The organism is Pseudomonas sp. GL_093 (assembly GCF_057837605.1).
Map to the genome: position 1 here is coordinate 5159411 of NZ_CM174448.1, position 22270 is coordinate 5181680.

Below are 22270 nucleotides of genomic sequence, written 5' to 3' on the forward strand. Positions count from 1 at the left end.
GCCTGACAGACGACACAAATCCCGAGCCAAAAAAAGCCCGCTGACTGTTACCAGTTCAGCGGGCTTCTTTTTGCGCGGTGACTTAGTGAGCCACAGCCGCTTGTTCTTCCATTTTCTGGCGCAAGCTCAGCGGGCGCATATCCGTCCAGGTTTCTTCGATGTAAGCCAGGCATTCCTTCTTCAAGCCGCTCTTGCCCACGGTGCGCCAGCCTGCAGGCACGGCTTTGTAGTCGGGCCAGATCGAGTACTGCTCTTCGTGGTTGACCACGACCTGAAAGAGGATGTCCTCGCGGTCGAATACTGAAGTCATGGTGTTTCTCCATCGCTGTAGGGTGGGCTGCACTGCGTGCGCAGCCGCTATGTAGAAAGAACGTTAGAGGCGCTGAAAAATTTAGAGGCTGGTGGTGGCAGCGGCCATGGCCCTGCCGAAAATCTCGGCTACCCGATCGATTTCCGCGGCAGTGATCACCAGCGGCGGCAGGAAGCGCACCACGCCGCCATGACGGCCGCCCAGTTCAAGGATCAAGCCACGCTTGAGGCATTCACGCTGCACCAGCGGCGCCAGACGACCGAAGATCGGCGGATGACCCAAGGCATCCGGCGCGCCCGTCGGATCGACCAACTCGACGCCAAGCATCAAGCCGCGACCGCGAATATCACCCAGTTGCGGGAAGTCCCGTTGCAGGATGCGCAGGTGTTCGCTCAAGCGCTCGCCCATGGCGGCGGCGTGCTCGCAGACCTTGTGTTCGGTCAGGTAACGCATCACCGCAGAACCTGCGGCCATGGCCATTTGATTGCCGCGGAAGGTCCCGGCATGGGCGCCCGGCAGCCAGGTGTCGAGCCAGTCGCGATAGACCACCACGGCCAGCGGCAAACTGCCGCCGATGGCTTTGGACATGACCACCACGTCCGGAATGATCCCGGCGTGTTCGAAGGCAAACATCTTGCCGGTGCGGGCAAAACCGCTCTGAATTTCATCGACGATCAGCGCAACACCGGCCTTTTCGGTTATCCGCCGCAGGCCGCGCAGCCAGTCGAGATCGGCCGGGATCACCCCACCCTCGCCCTGCACCACTTCAACGATCACCGCGGCCGGCAATTGCACGCCGGCCTCTGGATCATTCAGCAGGTTTTCCAGGTAGTTGAGATTGACCTGCACGCCTTGCGCGCCGCCGAGCCCGAACGGGCAGCGGTAATCGTAGGGATACGGCATGAACTGCACGCCGCTGCTGAGCAAAGCGCCCAAAGGCTTTTTCGGCCCCAGACTGCCCATCAGGCTCAGCGCGCCTTGGCTCATGCCGTGATAACCGCCCTGAAACGACAGCACGGCGCTGCGCCGGGTGGCGGTGCGCACCAGTTTCAGCGCGGCTTCCACCGCGTCGGTGCCGGTCGGGCCGCAGAACTGGATCTTGGCTTCAGCGGCCAAAGCCGGCGGTAGCAGACCGAACAGGTCCTGAACGAACTGATCCTTGACCGGGGTGGTCAGGTCGAGGGTGTGCAGTGGCAGTTCATCGGTCAGCACTTGCTGGATCGCTTCGATCACCACCGGATGGTTGTGCCCAAGGGCCAACGTCCCTGCGCCGGCCAGGCAGTCGATGAAACGGCGGCCTTCGACGTCTTCGACATAAATGCCCTTGGCACGTTTGAGGGCCAGGGGAATGCGTCGCGGGTAGCTGCGGGCATTCGATTCCTGCTGGTTCTGACGGGCCAGCAGCGGCGATTCATTGAACTGATAAAGCGTCTCGTTCGGCGCCGGAGTGATCCGGGCCGACTGATCTTCCATAAGGCTGGTAGCGACTGACATCTCTCGACCCCTCAATAAGGTTTTCCTGTTCTGGAAACGCATCAGGGTGCCGAGGATTTAGACCCTCGATCAGCTTTCTATGAAGGGGGTGGCAGCGCTTTATGCATGGGAATGGCGTGGAGCCCGGCTACGGCGAAGGTTTCGGCGCAAGGCTGGTAACCCAGATGACGGTAAAACGCTTCACTGGTGCGGGTGCTGTTGAGTCGTGCCTGGCACAAACCCTGATCGGTCAACCAGCCTTCGAGGTCGCGCACCAGCGCTTGCCCGGCCCCGCGACGAAACCATTCCGGTTGCACATAACAGAACGCGACCTTGCCGCTGATCGCAGCCATCGCGACGCCGACCGGTTTGTCCTGCAACAGGGCGATGTTCAGGTACAACCGCTCGTCGGTCAGCCAGGGCTGCACGTGTTCGATGGTTTTGTTGTGGGTCCAGGTGGCGACGGTGAGCGGATCGTTGCGATGGTCGAGCGCGCAACCCACGCGAATGGAGCGCTCGACGATCCGACTGATGATGCCGGCGTCGGCGGGGGTGGCCTTGCAAATGTGTAGGGGTGCATCCATGGCGCTGTTACCTCAATCCATTGAGAAAAAGCTGCCGGGGACGATAGCGCTGGTGGTGGCTTAAATGCCATTGGAGAGGAGTTACATTTGATGTGCAACATAGAACCCCTGTGGGAGCGAGCTTGCTCGCGATGGCGCCTGTACAGTCAATATCAACGTTGAATGTCAGGACGCCATCGCGAGCAAGCTCGCTCCCACAGGGGATTTGTGTTGTGGGTTAGACCGGTTGCAACGGCATGGTCAGTTCAACCCGCAACCCGTCCGGCCGGCTGTCGAAATGCAGGGTGCAACCACAGCGCTGGACGATTGCCTGAACAATCGCCAGGCCCAGGCCGCAGCCGGTGCTCTGGCCGTTGCGCCAGAAGCGTTGGGTCAGGTGTTGCAGATCGTCTTCGGCAATCCCCGGGCCGTGGTCGCGGACCAAAAAGCGCACGCGACTGCCAGTGGTTTCCAGGCTCAGCTCCACAGCTCCTTCGCCAGGGGTATGACGCAGGGCGTTATCCAACAGGTTGCGCAGCGCGGCAATCGACAGCACCGCGGGCATTTGCACCGGGGCGTGAGAGATTTTCGACGGCATTTGAAATTTGATCCGCTGACGATCACCACTGGCAGCGTCCTGAATCGCCAGTTTCGCCACCTGCTCGGCGCTGCATTGCACGCCGTCATCGAACGACAGACTGCCCTCGACCCGCGCCAGCAACAGCAATTGTTCAAGGGTCCGGTGCAGGCGATCGGCGCCCTCTTCGGCCCGGGCCAGGGATTGATCCCGGGCCGCGCCATCGGTCATGCGCGCCACTTGCAGGTGGGTCTTGATCGCCGTCAGCGGGCTGCGCAGCTCGTGGGCGGCGTCACCGGTCAGACGGCGTTCCCGTTCGATGGTCTTGCCGATGCGCTGGAACAGCTGATTCTGGGTGTCCAGCAACGGTTGCAGTTCGCTGGGCAGCGGCTGGATCTGCAATGGTTCCAGGGAGTCGGCGCTGCGGCGCATCAAGGCATCGCGCATGCGGTTGAGCGGCGCCAGCCCCTGGCCGATCCCCAGCCACAGCAGGCACAGGCAACCGAGCAAGGCCACGCCCACCGGCACCGAAGCCGCCAGCAGGATCGACATGTTCAAGGCCTCACGCTCGATCTGCCGGTCGGCGGTGGTGATGCGCACGTCGCCGCGGGCCAGGGTGAAACTGCGCCACGGTGCACCGTCGATCATCTGGTCGTGAAAGCCCATTTTCTCGGCTTCCAGGGTTTGTTGCGGATCGGTGTGGCTGCGGGCGAGGATTTCGCCGCGCAATGAACTGACCTGGCAGGCCATGCCGCCGGGGAGGCTCAGTTGTTCAGCGCTGAAATGGGTGCCCTCGCCCTTGCTCGGCAATGGCGGCAGTTGCTCCATCAGGCCGGCGACCATGCGTGCCGACGCCACCAGCCGCTGGTCGAGGGAAAACATCATCTGATTGCGCAGGTCGCTGAGCATCCAGGCCGCAGCCAAGGCCCAGATCAGGGCAAAAGCGGCGCCGAGTGTCAGGCTCAGGCGCAAACGCAGACTCATCACTTTTTCAATTCCTCTCCACCATCGGCCGGCCCCAGGCGATAGCCCAGGCCGCGCACTGTCTCGACAATGCCATTGCCGAGTTTGCGCCGCAGGTGATGGATGTGCACGTTGAGGGCGTTGCTTTCCAGCTCATCGTTAAAACCATAAACGCTGTCTTTCAGTTGCTCGGTCGACAGCACCCGGCCCCGATTATGCAGCAAGGCCTGCAACAGCGACTGCTCACGACGGGAAAGGTCCACCGGCTGGCCGCCGAGCATGGTTTCGCGGCTACTTGGGTCGTAAGTCAGACGGCCATGTTCGATCAGGTTGACGCTGCGCCCCGCCACCCGTCGTAACAAGGTGTGCAGGCGCGCGGCGAGTTCACGCAAATCGAACGGCTTGAGCAGGTAATCGTCGGCGCCGGCTTGCAAGCCATCAACACGGTCGGTGACTGAATCCCGGGCGGTGAGGATCAACACCGGGATTTCCAGACCGCTGTGTCGCAACTGCTGCAATAGCTTCAAGCCATCCTCATCGGGAAGACCAAGGTCGAGCACCATCACATCGAACTCGGCGACCTTGAGCATCGCCCGGGCAGACGATGCGGTGGCGACATGCTCTACCGTCAGGCCCTGAGCGGTGAGGCCGGCGACAATGCCGCTGGCGATCAACTCGTCGTCTTCGCAAACCAGTACGTGCATGGTGAGACCTGTTGAAAAAAGGTGATTAGGCCGGCGGCCGATTAAGCGGACATTATGCCGCAAGCGCCATTGCCACAAGGCCACTGTGGTTAATCATCGGTTAATCGCCGCCTCCCATTCTGCACCTCACTTGCACAGGGATAAGGCTTACCCATGCGTCGACTGTTTCTATTTTTTGTTCTCTTGATCTCGGGTGTGGCCCAGGCCGGGACTGATCCGTTCGCGACCAAACCCGATTTTCTTCCCGTCGGCAAGGCGTTCATCTTCACCTCCGAACGCCTTGATTCCGGTGAAACCCAGCTCTATTGGCAGATCGCCGACGGTTATTACCTTTACCAGCAACGCCTGAAATTCGATGGCTTGCCCGCGGAACACAAGCCTGCATTGCCTGACGGCGAAGCGCACAGCGACGAGTTCTTCGGCGAACAGCAGGTCTATCGTCAGGGTCTGGAACTGAAGATTCCGGCAGGTGCGACCGGTCAGATCAAGGTCGGATTCCAGGGCTGTGCCGATGCCGGTTTGTGTTATCCGCCGCAAACGCAGGTCGTGGATCTGGGCGGCAACGCGGCCACTTCTGCGACAAACGAGGCGCCGGATCAAGCCTTGGCCAGCGGATTGCAACAGCGCGCCTTGGGCTGGAGTTTGCTGGTGTTCTTTGGCTTGGGCCTGTTGCTCGCTTTCACCCCTTGCTCGTTGCCCATGCTGCCGATTCTCGCCGGAATGATTGTCGGCAGTGGCGCGACGCCTAAACGTGGTTTCTCTCTCGCCACCAGTTATGTAATCAGCATGGCGCTGGTGTATGCCGCGATGGGCGTGCTGGCCGCGCTGCTCGGGGCGAATCTGCAGGCGTTGTTGCAGAACCCCTGGTTGCTGGGCAGTTTCGCGGCGGTGTTTGTGTTGCTGGCGTTGCCGATGTTCGGCTTCTTCGAGTTGCAACTGCCGGTGGCCGTGCGTGATCGATTGGAAAACGTCTCGCGCAATCAGCGCGGCGGCAGCCTGTTCGGCGCCGGTGTGTTGGGTGCCTTGTCCGGTTTGCTGGTGGGTCCGTGCATGACCGCCCCCCTGGCCGGTGCGCTGTTATATATCGCTCAAAGCGGCAATGCGCTGCATGGCGGGCTGATTCTGTTCGCCATGGGCATCGGCATCGGTGTGCCGCTGCTGTTGTTGGTCACCGTCGGCAATCGATTCCTGCCCAAACCCGGCGCCTGGATGAACTTGCTTAAGGGCATATTCGGCTTCCTGTTCCTCGCCACCGCGTTGCTGATGCTACGCCCGGTGCTGGATGAATCACTGTGGATTGGTTTGTGCGGGGCGTTGCTGCTGATTGCCGCGTACAGCGCCTGGAAGCAGTCGGAAGGTTTCAGTCGCGTCGCCCATGTGTTCGGCGCCAGCTCACTATTGCTGGGTGTGTGGGGCAGCTTACTGCTGATCGGTGCTGCCGGCGGCAGTGATGACTTGGTGAAGCCTTTGCAGGTCTACAGCGCTGCAAACTCGAGCAGCGCCGCAAACCCGGGCGGGCACGACGCATTCACCACGATCAAGGACCCGGCAGCTCTGCAACGGGAACTCGACGCGGCACAGGCTCAAGGCCAATGGGTGCTGCTGGACTACTACGCCGACTGGTGCGTGTCGTGCAAGGTCATGGAAAAACAGGTGTTCGGCAAAGCTCACGTACTGCAAGCCTTGAGCGATGTGCGCTTGCTACGGCTGGACGTCACCGCCGACAATGCCGCCAGCCGCGAACTGCTCGGCCGTTATAAAGTGCCGGGACCACCGAGCCTGCTGTGGATCGGCGCCGACGGCATCGAGCGTCGCAGCCAGCGCATCACCGGCGAAGTCGATGCCGACACTTTCCTGCAACGCTGGACCACCACCCGAGACGCCCGTTAATGCTGACCTTTACCCTCGGCACTTTTGCCATCGCGCTTAATCACCTGCTGCTGATCAGTGCCCTGGCGCTGGCGACTTTCGTCGGCTGGCGGGTGGCCAAGCGCGGCGGCGAGAATCCGGAGTCGGTGCTGTTCAGCCTGTTCCTGCTGGGCATGCTGGCCGCCCGGGTCAGTTTCGTGGCCGTTTACTGGACCCATTATCGCGATGACCCCTGGCAGATCATCGACCTGCGCGACGGCGGTTTCCTCGCCTGGCCGGGCGTAATCGCACTGCTGCTTGCCGCGTTGTATCGAGGCTGGCGTCGCCCGGGCTTGCGCCGGCCGTTGGGCTTTGGCGTGGCCAGCGGCCTGGCGTTCTGGCTGCTGGCGACCTTCTCCCTGACTATTTACGAACAAGGTACGCGCCTGCCGGAAATTACCCTGCGCAATGCCGCCGGTGAAACCGTGCAACTGGCCGATTACAAGGGCGGCCCGTTGGTGATCAATCTCTGGGCCACCTGGTGTCCGCCGTGCCGTCGGGAAATGCCGGTGCTGGAAAACGCCCAACAACACCGTCCGGACCTGACGTTCCTGTTCGTCAATCAGGCTGAAAGCATGCAAAGCGTCAGTACTTTTCTGGAAACCCAGGGCCTGAGCCTGTCCAACGTGCTGTTCGACGGCAGTGGCCGATTGGGCCAGGCCGTCGGCTCCATGGCGTTGCCGACGACGCTGTTCTATAGCCCCGACGGTCGCCTGCTGGGCAGCCATCTGGGTGAGCTGTCGGAAGCCAGCCTGGCCCGCGCCCTGGAAAACTTCGACACCCCGAATCCTGCCGTACCGGCCACCTCTTCAAGGAAATTGCCATGCCCCGCCTCCGCCACCTGCTGACGTTGACCCTGGGCGCTGCCCTGCTGCATCTACCGTCGGTGCAGGCCGCCGAAGAATTGCCCGAAGCGATCAAGAAAATCGAAGCCAAGGGCGCGAAAATCGTCGGCCAATTCGACGCTCCCGACGGCTTGCGCGGTTATGCGGCGCAGTACCAGAACCGTGGCATAGCGCTGTACCTGACCCCGGATGGCAAGCACGTGCTGCTCGGCAATCTGTACGACGCCGACGGCAAGGACCTGAGCAGCGCGCCGTTGCAGAAGCTGGTTTACGCACCGATGGCCAAGGAAGTCTGGGGCAAGATGGAAGCCAGCAACTGGATCGGCGACGGGAAGAAAGATGCACCGCGGATCGTGTACCTGTTCAGCGATCCGAACTGCCCTTATTGCAACGTGTTCTGGGAACAGGCGCGGCCATGGGTCAAGGCGGGCAAGGTGCAGCTGCGGCACATCATGGTCGGCATCATTCGCGAAGACAGTCCGGGGAAATCGGCAGCACTGCTGGCCGCCAAGGATCCGCAGAAAGCGCTGGAAGACCATGAAAAGGCAGGCAAGAACAGCTCGCTAAAAGCCCTGAAAAACGTGCCCCCGGCGATTCAGGCGAAGCTGGCGGCCAACATGCAGTTGATGGAAGACCTGGAGCTGCAGGCCACCCCGGCGATTTTCTACATGGACGACAAGGGCGAGCTGCAACAACAGCAAGGTGCGCCATCGCCGGAAAAGTTGGTGCAAATTCTCGGGCCGAAGTGAATTTAATGGCCCCATCGCGAGCAAGCTCGCTCCCACATTGGAATGCATTCCCCTGTGGGAGCGAGCCTGCTCGCGATGGCGTCAGTAAGATCGACTAAGTTATGTCAGCCAGAAACTTCAGCAGTGCGTCGGTGACAAACTGCGGATTCTCCAGATTGGAGATATGCCCCGCCTCCGGCACCAATACATACGGGCAACCGATCAACTCGGCCATCTCCCTTGTCTCCGACGGCGGCCGCGGTTTGTCCTGATCGCCACACATCAGCAGCGTGGTGTCAGGATCCAACTCGCCCAGACGCGGCAACAGATCATCCCGCCCAAACGTAATCCGCCCCATCGGCACGATGCTCTCGCGCAGACGCTCCGGCGGCAGTGCGGCCAGTTTGGCGCGGAAGTCCTGATACAGCGCCGATTGTGGATCGATGCCCGGACGGAAGAAGATCGGCACAACGATATCGAGCAACTGCGGCGCAATCACGCCGGTGTCTTCGATCTGTTTGAACAGCGAGAAATAGTACTGGCGAGTCGGTTCCGGCTCGACGCCGACGTAGGTGTCCATCAGCACCAGACCGTTGATCCGCTGCGGCGCCGACAGCGCCAGACGCACGCCCCACATGCCGCCGACCGAGAGACCGACCAGCGTGACACGGTCGATGTCCAGGTGATCAAGCAACGCCAGTGCCTGGCGCGCAATGTCATCCAGCGACTGTGTGCACTCGGGCATCCGCCCGGATTCACCGTGACCCCAAAGGTCCAGAGCGATCACCCGGTATTGCTGCGACAGGGCGGCGATCTGCGGCGCCCACATGGCCTGGTCCCACAGATAACTGCCGGCCAGCAGAACGGCAGGGCCAGTGCCTTGATCAAGGTAGTGAAGGGGTTGTCCATCAACCGTAACGAAGGGCATTGACTGTCTCCTCTCGCAAAAAATGGAGCAGGCAGACTGTGCCGGAGTCGTTCCACAGTCAACCTTGTAGTTGTCTGCACTGGCCTCATCGCGAGCAAGCTCGCTCCCACAATGGGACTGTGTTCACAGAACCACTGTGGGAGCGAGCTTGCTCGCGATGGGGCCAGAACAGACGCTAGAGAATCAAAGCCCCTCCAACTCCGCCATCAGATCATTCAGACGATCCACCTTCTCCTCGGTGATATCGCTCGCCGCCAATCCCTCGATGTATTCGGCCAACTCCACCACCGTGCTGCATTCGAACATCGCCCGCAGCGGTACATCACGTTGCAGGGCTTTCTGCACCCGCGAAGCGATCTGCGTCGCCAGCAATGAATGCCCGCCCAGCTCGAAGAAGTTGTCGCGAATCCCCACCTTCTCGACCTTCAGCACCTCGGCCCAGATATCCGCCAGCGTCTGCTCCAGTTCATTGTGCGGCGCCTGGTAGTCCTGACTCTGCAACTGGCCGATCTCCAGCGCCGGCAGCGCTTTGCGATCCAATTTTCCGTTGGCATTCAGCGGCATCCGATCGAGCCACAACCAGTGCAGCGGCACCATGTATTCCGGCAGTTCGGCGCGCAGGCGTTGCTTGATGCGTTCCAATCGCTCGGTTGGATTGATCAAAGCATCAGCCGCTACCAAATAGCCGACCAGATGTTTGCCGTTCACGCCGTCCTGTACACCGACCGCCGCTTCGCGCACTTCCGGTTGCTCATGCAGACGCGCTTCGATTTCACCCAGCTCAATGCGGTAGCCGCGGATCTTCACTTGATGGTCGATCCGCCCGACGTATTCCAGCACGCCGTCACTGCGACGACGGGCCAGATCGCCGGTGCGATACAGACGATCACCCGGTTTACCAAACGGGTTCGGGACAAACACTTGAGCGGTGCGCAACGGATCACTGATGTAGCCACGGCCGACACCGGTACCCGCGACGCACAACTCACCCACCGCACCCAACGGCACCAGTTCCAGCGCACCATCAAGCAAGTACAAGCGGTTGTTGTCGGTCGGCGTACCAATCGGCAGGTAGCTGCCGCGCGTCGACGCCATGTCGACACGGAAGAACGCCACGTCATCCGAGCATTCCGCCGGCCCGTAAGCATTCACCAACCCGATCTCCGGGTAGCGCAGCAGCCACTGGTGCGCCAGCTCCGGCGGCATTGCCTCACCGGTCGGCAGCATCCAGCGCAGACCGTCGAGGCTCATGCGTTCCTGGGCGAGCATGCCCTGAATCAGCGACGGCACGCTTTCCAGCACGGTGATGCCCTGGGCCGCCACATGCGCCAGCAACCCTTGCGGATCATGGGCGATGGTGTTCGGCACGATGTCCACTCGAGCGCCGAACAGCGGTGCGGCGAGGAACTGCCAGACCGAAATGTCGAAACTTTGCGAGGCGGTCTGAGCGATCACATCGGCATCGCTCAAGTTCAGGTAAGGCACCTTGCTCAACTGGTTATTGAGCATGCCGCGTTGTTCGACCATCACGCCTTTCGGCAGGCCGGTCGAACCCGAGGTATAGATCACGTAGGCAAGGTTGTTCGGGCCGCTGTAGATGCCCGGATTCGCAACCGAAATTTCGCTCGCCTGCACCTCTTCCCAGACCAACAACTTCGGCCGGTTGGCGCAACCGAACTCATCCAGCAGCGCCAGCGCTTGCTCGCGGCAGGCCTGAGAACACACCAGCAACGGCGTGCGGCTCAGGTCGATGATCCGGCTCAGACGCTGACTCGGCAGCCCCGGATCCAGCGGCAAATAACCCGCGCCAGCCTTGAAGCTGCCGATGATCATGCCCAGCAGATCGAGGTTACGTTCAGCCAGCAACGCCACCGGTTGATCCAGCCTCACGCCTGCAGCGATCAAGGCGTGACCGAGACGGTTACTGCGCTCATTCAGCTCAAGGTAGCTGTGCTGCAGATCCAGGCAACTGGCGGCAATGCGCAGTGGATGCTCGGCAACCTGCGCTTCAAACAATGAGACATAACTCTGCTCCAGCGGGTAATCGTGTTCGCTCTGGTTGCAGCCATGAATCAGGAAGTCTTGCTCCTCGGCACCCAGCAACGGCAGATCGGCCATGTCGCCGTGGAAACCTTCGACCAGCGCCAACAGCAAGCGCTTGAACTCGCCGAGCATGCGCTCGACGGTCGACTCATCGAAATAACGCTGGTCGTAAGACAGGTGCAAGCCCAGGTCATCGCCCGGGTAGCAGACCGCCGTCAGCGGGAAGTTGGTGTGGGTGCGGCCCGAATCCGAGGTCGCGTTGAGGCTTTGCGCACGGTCCAGCACCGAGACTTCCACCGGGGCGTTTTCGAACACGAACAGGCTGTCGAACAACGGCTGGCCCTTGGGCAGTTCGCTGTTTTCCTGAATGCTCACCAGCGGCAGGTATTCGTACTCGCGCAGTTGCATGTTGCTGTCGAGCAAACCGCTCAGCCATTGACGAACGCTGCAACGCTGATGGTCTTCCGGCATTTTTACCCGCAGCGCGATGCTGTTGATGAACAGCCCGACAGTACGCTGCATCTCCGGCATGTCCACCGGACGCCCGGCCACCGTGACACCAAACAGCACGTCGCGATCGCCGCTCAAACGGCGCAGCACCAGCGCCCACGCTGCTTGAGCGAAGGTGTTGATGGTCAACTGATGGGCCTGAGCCAGTTCGCGCAGTTGCGCACCGTCACGGGCATCGAGCCTTGTGTAGCGGTCGCCGACGATCATGCCGCCGCTTTCGCCCGCATGTTCGCGCAGGAACGGCCGGTCGCTCGGAATCGGCGTGGTCCGCTCGAAGCCTTGCAGGTTGGTTTTCCACCACTGCCGCGCCTCGGCCAGGCTCTGGCGTTGCAGCCAGCCGATGTAGTCGCGATAACGCGGCGGCACGGCCAGTTGCACGTCTCGACCTTCGTCCAGAGCGGTGTAGATTTCGAAGAAATCGCTCATCAGCAGCGAACGGCACCAGGCATCGATGAGGATGTGGTGGTTGCTCATCATGAACCAGTAGCGTGCCGCGCCGACCTTGATCAGGCGCAGGTGGAACGGTGCCTGATTGAGCAGATCGAACCCGGCCTCGCGCTCGCTTTTCAGCAGCGCCTGCAACTTCGGCTCTTGCTCGGTTTCGGCGATTGCCGTCCAGTCCAGGTACTCGATTGGTGTGCTGCCCGGCTTGTGGATAACTTGCAGCATGTCTTCGCCGACGTTCCAGCAGAACGACGCGCGCAGGGCTTCGTGACGGGCGATCACCGCTTGCCAGGCCTGGGCGAAACGTTGCGGGTCGAGCTCGCTGTTGATGCGGTAGCGATCCTGCATGTAGTAGAGGCCGGTGCCCGGTTCCAGCAAGGTGTGCAGCAGCATGCCTTCCTGCATCGGGGTCAGCGGGTAGACGTCTTCGATGGCAATCGCCGGGATGGGCAACGCGTCGAGTTGTGGCTGAGTCAGCTTGGCTAGCGGGAAGTCCGACGGCGTCAGGCCGCCCGCATCGTCGCGCAGGCAATGCTCGATCAGGCTCTGCAATTCGCCGAGGTAGGCGTCTGCCAGTTCAGTGATGGTCTGCAGATCGTGGCGTTCGGCGCTGAAGGTCCAACGCAGCACCAGCTCACCACCATAGACCTGACTGTCGACGCTCAGCTCATTGGGCAGCGGCGCGCGAGGATCATGGGCCGCGCCGACCGCTTCATCGAGAGGACGGAACAAGGCGTCCGCGCCGAAGCTCTGGTCGAACTGACCGAGGTAGTTGAAGGTGATCGGCGCCCCCGGCAAGGCAGCCATGGTCTGCCGGCTCGAGTCATCGGCGAGATAACGCAGCACGCCATAACCCAGACCTTTGTGCGGCACCGCACGCAGTTGTTCCTTGATCGCCTTGATCGAGGCACCCTGCCCGTCCGCAGGCATCAGCCGCAGTGGATAGGCACTGGTGAACCAGCCGACGGTGCGGGTCAGATCGATCTCGTCGAACAGCGTTTCGCGGCCATGGCCTTCGAGTTGAATCAGCGCCGATTCGTGACCGCTCCAGCGGCACAGCACGCGGGCCAATGCGGTCAGCAGCAAGTCGTTGACCTGAGTGCGATAGGCGCTCGGTGCCTGTTGCAACAATTGGCGAGTGCGCTCGACATCGAGGCGCACGCTGACAGTTTGCGCATGACGATTCTGTCGACCACCCTCGGGGCGACCACACGGCAATTCGGCGCTTTCACCGGCCAGTTGCGACTGCCACCAACTCAATTCCTCACGCAAGGATTCGCTACTGGCATACGCCTGCAAGCGTGCGGCCCAGTCCTTGAAGGCACTGGTTTTCGCCGGCAGTTTTGCCGACTGCCCCGCGTCCAGTTGGCGATACACCGTTTGCAAATCGTCCAGCAACACCCGCCACGAAACCCCATCCACGACCAAGTGGTGAATGGCGATGAACAGCCGTTGTTGCCCCTCGGGACCATCGACCAGCAGCGCGCGCATCAGCGGCCCGTCCTCAAGGTCGAGGCTGCGCTGGGCATCGGCGAACAGTGCCGCGCATTTGTCCATGGACGTAACGCGCACTTGCCAAAGCACCGGCGCGTTGGAAACCGCTTGGTGCTCGGCTTGCCATTGGCCTGCAAATTCAGAGAAGCGCAAACGCAAGGCGTCGTGCTGTTCGATCACAGCCAGCAGCGCTTGCTCCAGACGATGGGGCTCCAGCGCCACGGTCGGTTCCAGCAGCAATGCCTGGTTCCAGTGTTGGCGCTGGGGGATGTCGGTGTCGAAGAACCAGTGCTGGATCGGCGTCAGGCGCGATTCGCCGGTCAGCAAACCTTGTTCAGCGGTGACCTGCTCGGTGCGGGTCGCCACGGCGGCCAGGGTCTGCACGGTCTGGTGCTGGAACAGGTCACGCGGGCTGAAGTGAATGCCCTGCTGCCGCGCACGGCTGACCACCTGGATCGACAGAATCGAATCGCCGCCCAGTTCGAAGAAGTTGTCGTTGAGGCCGACCTGTAGAACGTTCAGCACTTCGCACCAGATAGCGGCCAGCGTCAGTTCAAGCGCGTTGCTCGGCGCCACGTACTGCTGACGGTTCAGCTCCGGGTCCGGCGCCGGCAATGCTCGGCGGTCGAGTTTGCCGTTGGCGGTCAGCGGCATGCTGGCCAGCAGGATCAAATGCGTTGGCATCATGTAATCCGGCAACTGGGATTTGAGGTGCGCCTTCAACGCCTCACGCAGTGTGTTTTGTTGCGCTTCGTCTTGCTCGGTGACTTCAGTCACCAAATAGCCGACCAGTTGTTTACCGCTCGGGGCATCCAGCGCCAGCACCACGGCTTCACGCACGGAGTCGTGTTCCAGCAGACGGGTTTCGATTTCACCCAACTCGATGCGAAAACCACGAATCTTCACTTGATGGTCAATACGCCCGAGGTATTCCACCAGACCGTCGGCGCGCTGACGCACCAGATCGCCAGTGCGGTACAGACGCCCGCCATTGGCGGCGAACGGATCAGCCACAAAACGTTCGGCTGTCATCCCCGGACGCTGGTGATAACCCTGCGCCAGACCGGCGCCGCCGACGTACAACTCGCCGGTCGCGCCTTGCGGCACCAGCGCCAGATCGGCATCGAGGATGTACGCCACGCGAGCGCCAATCACACTGCCGATCGGCACGCTGCCGAGGCCTTCTTCCAATTGCTCGGGCGCCAGACTGGCCAGGGGCATGACCACGGTTTCGGTCGGGCCGTAGGCGTTGAAAAACAGGCTCGGCTTGAACGCTGCACGAATCCGCGCCAGATGCTCGCCGGTCAGCGCTTCACCGCCGGTGATGCACATGCGCACCGGCAGGATTTCGCCCTGAGTCGCCAGCCACTGCGCCAATTGGCTGCCGTAGCTCGGGGTGAAGCCGAGAATGTTGATGTTGTGACGGCGAATCAGACCGCAGATTTCTTCTGCATCCCACTGGCCCTGTGCTCGCAACACAACCTGAGCACCACTCAACAACGGCACCAGCAAACGCTCGGTCGCGGCGTCGAAGTTGATGGAATAGAAGTGCAGCTCGCAGTCGTCCGCACGCATGCCAAAACGCTCGATCACCGCACGGCAGTGCATGGCGATTTCACCGTGGGACACCACCACGCCTTTCGGTTTGCCGGTAGAGCCTGAGGTGTAAATCAGGTACGCCTGATGCTGCGGCAGGCTGATGAACGGCAGCTCAGTGGCCGGGTAGTTGGCCAGTGTGGCGGCGTCTTCTTCCAGACACCAACGCGCAACGGTCGATGGCAATTCACCGAGCGCCTTGAACATCGCCGCATCGCTGAGCAGCAAACCGATGCCGCTGTCTTCGATCATGTAGTGCAAACGGTCCAGCGGGTATTCCGGGTCCAGCGGCACGTAGGCGCCGCCCGCCTTGAGGATCGCCAGCAGGCCGACGACCATGTCCAGCGAACGCTCAAGCGCCAGACCGACCCGAACCTGCGGCCCCACGCCCCGCTCGCGGAGCATCCAGGCCAGGCGATTGGCGCGACTGTCGAGCTCGGCGTAGCTCAGGGTTTGCCCGGCGAAGGTCAATGCCGGTGCATCCTTGCGCGCCAGGGCCTGCTCGCTGAACAGGTGATGAATGCACTGGTCGAGACGATGTTCGCCCGGCTCGACGCCGAGGCTGTCGAGCAGGTGTTGCTGTTCGGTGGCTTCCAGCAGCGGCAGCTCACTGAGGCGCTGCTGCGGATCGGCCAGCAGCGCTTCCAGCAGGTTGCGCCAATGCCCGGCCATGCGCGCAATGCGCGGTTCATCGAACAGATCGGTGCTGTAGGTCAGGCAGCAACCCAGACGATGGTCGAGGTCAGTGACCTCCAGGTTGAGGTCGAACTTGGTCGCTCGCGCATCGTTGGCCAGGTACTCGACGGTCATGCCGGCGAGTCTGCGGCTCTGCTGGAATTCCCAGCGCTGCACGTTGCACATCACCTGGAACAATGGGTTGTAAGCGGCGCTGCGCGGTGGCTGCAAGGCTTCCACCAAGTGATCGAACGGCAAGTCCTGATGGGACTGGCCTTCGATCACGGTATGGCGAACCTGCTCGAACAACTCACCCACGGACATCTGCCCGTCGAGTTGGCAACGCAGCACTTGAGTGTTGAGGAACGCACCGATCAGCCCTTCGCTTTCCGGACGAATCCGGTTGGCCACCGGCGCGCCGATGCGCAAATCGGTCTGGCCGCTGTAGCGGTAAAGCAGCACGGCCAGCGCGGCGGTCATGGTCATGAACAGGGTCAGACCGTTTTGAGCATTGAAGGCACGAACGCGCGCGGCAAGAGCATCGCTCAGGTCGAAACGGAACAGTTCACCCTGATGGCTTTGTACCGGTGGACGTGGACGGTCGGCGGGCAATTCCAGCAGCGGATGTTCGCGGCCCAGTTGCGCGGTCCAGTAGTCGAGTTGGCGCTGACGTTCACCGGACTCCAGCCACTGGCGCTGCCAGACGCTGTAATCCAGGTATTGCACCGGCAGCGGCTCCAGCGGCGATTCGCGGTCATCGACGAAGGCCTCGTAGAGCGCGCTGAGTTCCCGGGCGAAGATGTCCATCGCCCAGCCTTCAGTGACGATGTGGTGCAGGGTCAGCACCAGATAATGTTCGTGCTCGGCGGTCTTGACCATGCAGGCGCGCAGCAGCGGTCCGGTTTCCAGATCGAAAGGTTTATGCGCCTCGTCGTCGGCCAGTTGCTGCACCGCCCACTCGCGGCCATCGGCATCCAGCGCGGTGAAATCCTTCCAGCCCATGCGCATCCCGGTGTCCGGGTGAACCCGTTGCCGGGCCACGCCGTCGATGCTCGGGAACGTGGTGCGCAGGGTTTCATGACGCATGATCAGTGCTTGCAGCGCGGCTTCGAAGCGCCCGACATCGAGCACCCCGCGCAGCCGCGCCATGCCGCCGACGTTGTAGGCCGGGCTGTCCGGTTCCATCTGCCAGAGGAACCACATGCGCTGCTGGGAATAGGACAACGGTACCGGTTGGCTGCGGTCGACTTTCTCGATCGGCGGCTGCTGGTTGGTTTTGCCGCTGGCCTGGATCAGTTGAACCTGTTCGGCAAACGCGCCCAGTTCACTGTTTTCGAACAGCGCGCGCAGCGGCAACTCGACGTCGCAGGCCTGACGGGTGCGGGAAATGATTTGCGTGGCCAGCAGAGAGTGGCCGCCGAGGGCGAAAAAGTCATCGCGCAGGCCAATTTGCGCGAGGCCTAATACTTCACGCCAGATGCCGGCGATTTGCTGCTCGAGTGCGGTGACCGGCTCGACGTGTTCGCAGACTTGCCATTGCGGTTCCGGTAACGCTCGATGATCGAGTTTGCCGCTTGGGCTCAGGGGCATTTCGTCCAGGCGCATCAGCTGCGCCGGGACCATGTATTCCGGCAACTCGGCGGCCAGCGCAGTTTTCAGGCGTGCGGTTTGAGCATCAACATCTTCTGTGGAATCGGTTGCGGTGTAGTAACCGATCAACTGCCCGCCGGCCGCCGTTTCGCGCACCAGCACCACGGCTTGAGCGACGCCGTCCTGAGCCAGCAATCGTGCTTCGATTTCTTCCGGTTCAACGCGGAAGCCACGCAGTTTGACCTGCTGATCGAGTCGGCCGAGGTATTCGATCACGCCATCGGCGGTCCAGCGTGCGCGGTCACCGGTGCGGTACAAACGCGCGCCCTGCTCTCCCAGCGGATCGACGACGAAGCGTTCAGCGGTCAGACCCGGACGACCCAAATAGCCACGGGCCAAACCGATGCCACTGATGCACAGTTCGCCCGGCACACCGGCCGGCACGGGATTGAGTGCCTCATCGAGCACGCGGCACAGCACATTGCCCAGCGGACGACCAATCGGCGAGCGTTCGCCATCGGCGGTTGTGCAGTGCCAATAAGTGACGTTGATCGCGGTTTCGGTCGGGCCGTAGCGATTGTGCAATTGCACGGCTGGCAGATGTTCCAACACGCGGTTGCGCAGTTCGGCAGGCAAGGCTTCGCCACCGGAGAATACGCGGCGCAGGCTGGTGCACTCGGCGGTCAGCGGTTCGTCGATGAACAACGAAAGCAGCGGCGGTACGAAGTGCAGCGTGGTCACGCCGAATTGCTGAACCAGTTGCGCGATGCGGTGCGGATCGCGGTGTTCGCCCGGCCCGGCGAGCAGAAGACGGCATCCGGTAATCAGTGGCCAGAAGCACTCCCACACCGACACGTCAAAACTGATCGGTGCCTTTTGCATCAGCACGTCGGTGTCGTTCAGGCGATAGGTGTTCTGCATCCATTGCAGGCGCTCGGCGAGGGCTGCGTGGGTGTTGCCGACGCCCTTCGGCTGGCCGGTGGAACCTGACGTGTAAATCACGTAGGCGAGGTTGTCGCCGTGCAAGTGCAAACCCGGTGCATGGCTCGGCCAGCTCTCCAGATGCAAGGCGTCCATGGCGATCACGCTGACCCCATTGGTGGCCGGCAAGCGGTCGAGTAATTGGGTTTGGGTCAGCAGCAATTCGACGCCGCAGTCGCTGAGCATGTAGGCCAGGCGCTCGGCCGGGTAATCCGGGTCCAGCGGCACGTAGGCGCCACCGGCCTTGATGATCGCCAGCAGGCCGATCAGCAACTGCGGCGAACGCTCGGCGGCAATGGCCACGCAGACGTCCGGGCCGACACCTTTGTCGCGCAGGTAATGGGCCAGTCGATTGGAATGGGTGTGCAGTTCGGCGAAGTCCATGGCGCCACCTTCCCACATCAGGGCGGTGCGTTCAGGGGTCAGGCGAGCCTGTTCGTTGAGCAGTTCCGGCAGCCAAACGCTGGCCGGCGTACACGGTGCAGCGCTCCACAATGTTTGCTGATCGTGCTCACTCGGGGTCAGCAGTGGAAGGTCGCCGATGGCGGTTTTCGGTTGCTCGCAAACGGCTCGCAGCAGGTTGCTGAAATGCTCGGCCAGACGCTCGATGGTCGCGGCGTCGAACAGCTCGCTGGAGTAGTCGAAGGAGAGGCTCAGGCGACCATTTCTGTCTTCCTCGCTGTGCAGTTGCAGGTCGAACTTGGCTTCGCGGCTGTGCCACGGCAGCTCTTCGGCCAGCAACCCGGGCAGACGACGCAGTGCGCTCAAATCCCGTTGCTGGTGGTTGAACATGACTTGGAACAAACCTTGTTCGCGGGCTTGCGGGAAGGCTTCGAGCAATTGTTCGAACGGCAGGTCCTGATGCGCTTGTGCGTCCAACGCCGCCCGACGGGTTTGCGCCAGCAGCTCCACGAATGGCAGCTGCGAATCCAACTCGGCGCGCAGCACCTGAGTGTTGATGAAGAAGCCGATCAACCCTTGAGTTTCCAGACGCGGACGGTTGGCGTTGGGCACGCCGATACGGATGTCGCGTTGACCGCTGTAGCGGTGCAGCAGGCTCTGGAACGCGGTGAGCAACAGCATGAAGGAGGTGGATTCATGGGCTTGGGCGGTCTGGCGAATAGCATCGCTCAGGGTCGCGCCCAGCTTCACAGAATGGCGGGCAGCCGTGTGAATGTGGTGCGCCGAGCGTGGATGATCAGTGGCCAGGCTCAGGGTTGGGTGCTCATCGCCCAATTGCGCTTTCCAGTAAGTCAGCTGACGCTCGCCCTCCCCTTGCGCCAGCCATTGGCGCTGCCAGCTGCCGTAGTCAGCGTACTGGGTCGGCAATGCCGGAAGCGTTGCCTTTTGTCCTTGGGACGCTGCGGCATACAGGCGCGAGAACTCGTCGATCAGCACGTTCAGCGACCAACCGTCGGCGATGATGTGATGCAGCGTCACCAACAGTTGATGGTCCTCTTCATCGAGGCGTACCAGGGTCACCCACAGCAGTGGGCCTTTCTCCAGATCGAATTGAGTACGGGCTTCGTCCTCACGAATTTGCTGCGCACGAACTTCACGCTCGGCAACCGGCAGGTCGCTGATATCGATGAGTTGCAGGTTGAACTCACTCGCTGCATCGACCTGTTGCAGCGCCACACCATCACGTTCGAAGAACCGCGTACGCAGGGATTCATGGCGTTCGATCAGCTGTTGGAAACTGGCGCGCAAGGCGTCTTCATCCAGTTCGCCGCGCAGGCGCAAGGCGCCGGGAATGTTGTAGGCGCTGCTCTGCGGGTCGAGTTGCCAGGTGATCCACAGACGGTTTTGCGCAAGCGATTGCGGTATGGCTTCGGTACGCGACAACGAAGTGATCGCGCCTTGGGCGAGTCCGCCGTCCTGCTGTTGTTGAGCGACTGCGGCGGCAAACGCGCCAAGGGTCGGTGCTTCAAACAGCAGGCGCAGGTTCAGCTCCAGACCGAGTGCTTCGCGCAGACGTGCGACCACCTGGGTGGCGGCGATGGAGTTGCCGCCCAGCAGGAAGAAGTGATCGTCGGCGCTGATCTGTTTGACGCTCAGCTGTTCGCACCAGATCTGGCCGATCAGGGTTTGCAGTTCAGAACCTGATTCAGTCGCGGATTTACTTTCGATGTCTGCCGACGGGAACAACGCATAGCTGTCGAGGCTGCCGTCCGCCAGACGATTGCGGCATGCCGAGCGTTGCAGTTTGCCACTGGAGGTCTTGGGCAACGCGCCCGGATTGAGCAGCACCACCACGCTAGGCGCTTCCTGATACGCCTCCGCCACGGCTTGGCGGATGGCTTTGATCAGGGCGTCGGGTGGGAGGATCTTTTGCACGCTGCGGCTGATTTCCGCTGCAACGCCGATACCTTCCTGACCCTCGATGTTCACGGCGAACGCGGCGACACGACCTTTGCGCACCACCTCCACTTCGCGTTCGATGGTTTGCTCGATGTCCTGCGGATAAAGGTTGTGGCCACGGACGATCAACATGTCTTTCAAGCGCCCGGTGATGAACAGTTCACCGCCGCGCATAAAACCCAGGTCGCCGGTGCGCAGCCACGTACGGCCAGCGTGCTGAACGAAGGTGTTGGCGCTGGCCTCCGGGTTGCGCCAGTAGCCGTGGGCGATGCTTGGCCCGGCGGCCCAGACTTCGCCGACCGCGTTGTCAGCCAACTCGTTGAGCGCAATCGGATCGACAATCAGCACCGCGTGATCCGGCTGACTGATGCCGCAACTCATGATCGCGCTGCCCTCGCCCGGCTCCGCACGGTTTTGTGCCAAGGCTTGATCGTCCACGCGCAGGTTGCCAATGCCCTGACCGCGAGCGCTGCCGGCCACGAACAGCGTCGCTTCGGCCAACCCGTAGGACGCCATGAAACTGTCTTGGGTGAAGCCGCAGGCCGCGAATTTCTCGGCGAAGCGCTCCAGCGTATCGAGGCGAATCGGTTCGGAACCGGAATACGCCACGCGCCAGCCACTCAGGTCGAGGCGTTCCAGCGCCGATTCACTGACCCGCTCACAGCACAACCGATAGGCAAAGTCCGGCCCGCCGCTGATGGTGCCGCCGTACTCGCTGATCGCTTCCAGCCAGCGCAACGGCCGGCCGAGGAAATACGCCGGCGACATCAACACGCACGGCACACCGCTGAAAATCGGCTGCAACAGACCGCCAATCAGGCCCATGTCGTGGTACAGCGGCAGCCAGCTGACGATCACATCGTCGGGATTCAGATCAATGCCGAAGCCGTGGCGAATCAGCAGTTCATTGGCCACCAGGTTGCCGTGGCTGACTTGCACTCCTTTAGGCAATGCGGTGGAGCCCGAGGTGTATTGCAGGAACGCGATGTGGTCGTCTGCAAGGTTCGGCGCCACCCAACGTTCGGCCAACGCACTGTCGAGCGTATCGACACACAGCAAAGGCGGCGCGCCCTCAATTTGCTGCAACGCATCGCGCAGACCGGCGCTGGTCAGCAGCAGACGCGGTTCGGCATCGCTGATGATCGACAGCAGACGCTCCTGGTGATGACGACGCGCCGACTCCGGCGGATAGGCCGGCACTGCGATCACACCGGCGTACAGGCAGCCGAAGAATGCCGCGACGTAATCCGGGCCGCTGGGAAACAGCAGCACCGCGCGATCGCCAAACGCAGCCTCGGCCTGCAACGCGCCAGCAATGGTCCGCGCCCGCTGATCCAGCTCGCGATAACTGAGCACCACAGCCTGATCCTCGGTTTCGGCGAGAAAACGCAAGGCCGCCCGGTCCGGCGTCAGGGCCGCTCGGCGCTGAAGGGCTTGGACCAGTGTGCTGGGGAGTTCGAACGCGTCGGTCATGAGGTTTCCTGCCTGAATTCGGCTTGGTAGGAGCGAGCCTGCTCGCGAAAATCCGGAGAACGCCGCGGGGTGTCAGGCGCCCATCGTCATCGTTGACGACCATC

Annotated in this window: 10 protein-coding genes; 3 read left to right on the forward strand and 7 right to left on the reverse strand. The window is 61.9% G+C overall.

Going from position 1 to position 22270, the window contains the following annotated elements; genetic code table 11:
* Positions 1-82 precede the first annotated feature (82 nt).
* The 5 genes from AC3IUE_RS23780 to AC3IUE_RS23800 all read right to left on the reverse strand — a co-directional run bounded on the left by AC3IUE_RS23780 (position 83) and on the right by AC3IUE_RS23800 (position 4590).
* Positions 83-310, reverse strand: a complete 228-nt coding sequence (locus tag AC3IUE_RS23780) for an MbtH family protein (protein ID WP_008152757.1) — start codon at positions 308-310, stop codon at positions 83-85.
* An 81-nt stretch (positions 311-391) separates the two neighbouring features.
* Positions 392-1804: an aspartate aminotransferase family protein gene (locus tag AC3IUE_RS23785; protein ID WP_489263953.1), complete on the reverse strand. Its 1413-nt coding sequence runs from the start codon at positions 1802-1804 to the stop codon at positions 392-394.
* 77 nt (positions 1805-1881) lie between these two features.
* Positions 1882-2367 carry a GNAT family N-acetyltransferase gene (locus tag AC3IUE_RS23790; RefSeq protein ID WP_489263954.1) on the reverse strand — a complete coding sequence of 162 codons (486 nt, stop codon included), beginning with the start codon at positions 2365-2367 and terminating at the stop codon, positions 1882-1884.
* A gap of 217 nt (positions 2368-2584) precedes the next feature.
* Positions 2585-3910, reverse strand: coding sequence for an ATP-binding protein (locus AC3IUE_RS23795; RefSeq protein ID WP_489263956.1), 1326 nt, complete (start codon positions 3908-3910; stop codon positions 2585-2587).
* Positions 3907-4590, reverse strand: a complete 684-nt coding sequence (locus AC3IUE_RS23800; RefSeq protein ID WP_046049207.1) for a response regulator — start codon at positions 4588-4590, stop codon at positions 3907-3909. Before AC3IUE_RS23800 ends, AC3IUE_RS23795 begins: the two co-directional genes overlap by 4 nt.
* Before the next feature lie 153 nt (positions 4591-4743).
* Between AC3IUE_RS23800 and dsbD the strand changes: the two genes are divergently transcribed.
* Genes dsbD through dsbG form a run of 3 tightly spaced genes read left to right on the forward strand, consistent with a single transcriptional unit; the run spans position 4744 to position 8092 of the window.
* Positions 4744-6480 (forward strand): protein-disulfide reductase DsbD, encoded by a 1737-nt coding sequence (dsbD, locus tag AC3IUE_RS23805; protein WP_489263957.1) that lies wholly within the window; start codon positions 4744-4746, stop codon positions 6478-6480.
* Positions 6480-7346 carry a TlpA disulfide reductase family protein gene (locus AC3IUE_RS23810; RefSeq protein WP_056742384.1) on the forward strand — a complete coding sequence of 289 codons (867 nt, stop codon included), beginning with the start codon at positions 6480-6482 and terminating at the stop codon, positions 7344-7346. Before dsbD ends, AC3IUE_RS23810 begins: the two co-directional genes overlap by 1 nt.
* The gene (gene dsbG / locus AC3IUE_RS23815) at positions 7322-8092 is read left to right on the forward strand and encodes a thiol:disulfide interchange protein DsbG (RefSeq protein WP_489263958.1); all 771 of its coding nucleotides are present in this window, start codon (positions 7322-7324) and stop codon (positions 8090-8092) included. Before AC3IUE_RS23810 ends, dsbG begins: the two co-directional genes overlap by 25 nt.
* Before the next feature lie 94 nt (positions 8093-8186).
* On the opposite strand, the gene AC3IUE_RS23820 is transcribed toward dsbG, so the two are convergent.
* The gene (locus AC3IUE_RS23820; protein WP_489263959.1) at positions 8187-8999 is read right to left on the reverse strand and encodes an alpha/beta fold hydrolase; all 813 of its coding nucleotides are present in this window, start codon (positions 8997-8999) and stop codon (positions 8187-8189) included.
* A 183-nt stretch (positions 9000-9182) separates the two neighbouring features.
* Complete coding sequence (locus AC3IUE_RS23825) at positions 9183-22166, reverse strand: non-ribosomal peptide synthetase (protein ID WP_489263960.1); 12984 nt, start codon at positions 22164-22166, stop codon at positions 9183-9185.
* Between the last annotated feature and the right edge of the window lie 104 nt (positions 22167-22270).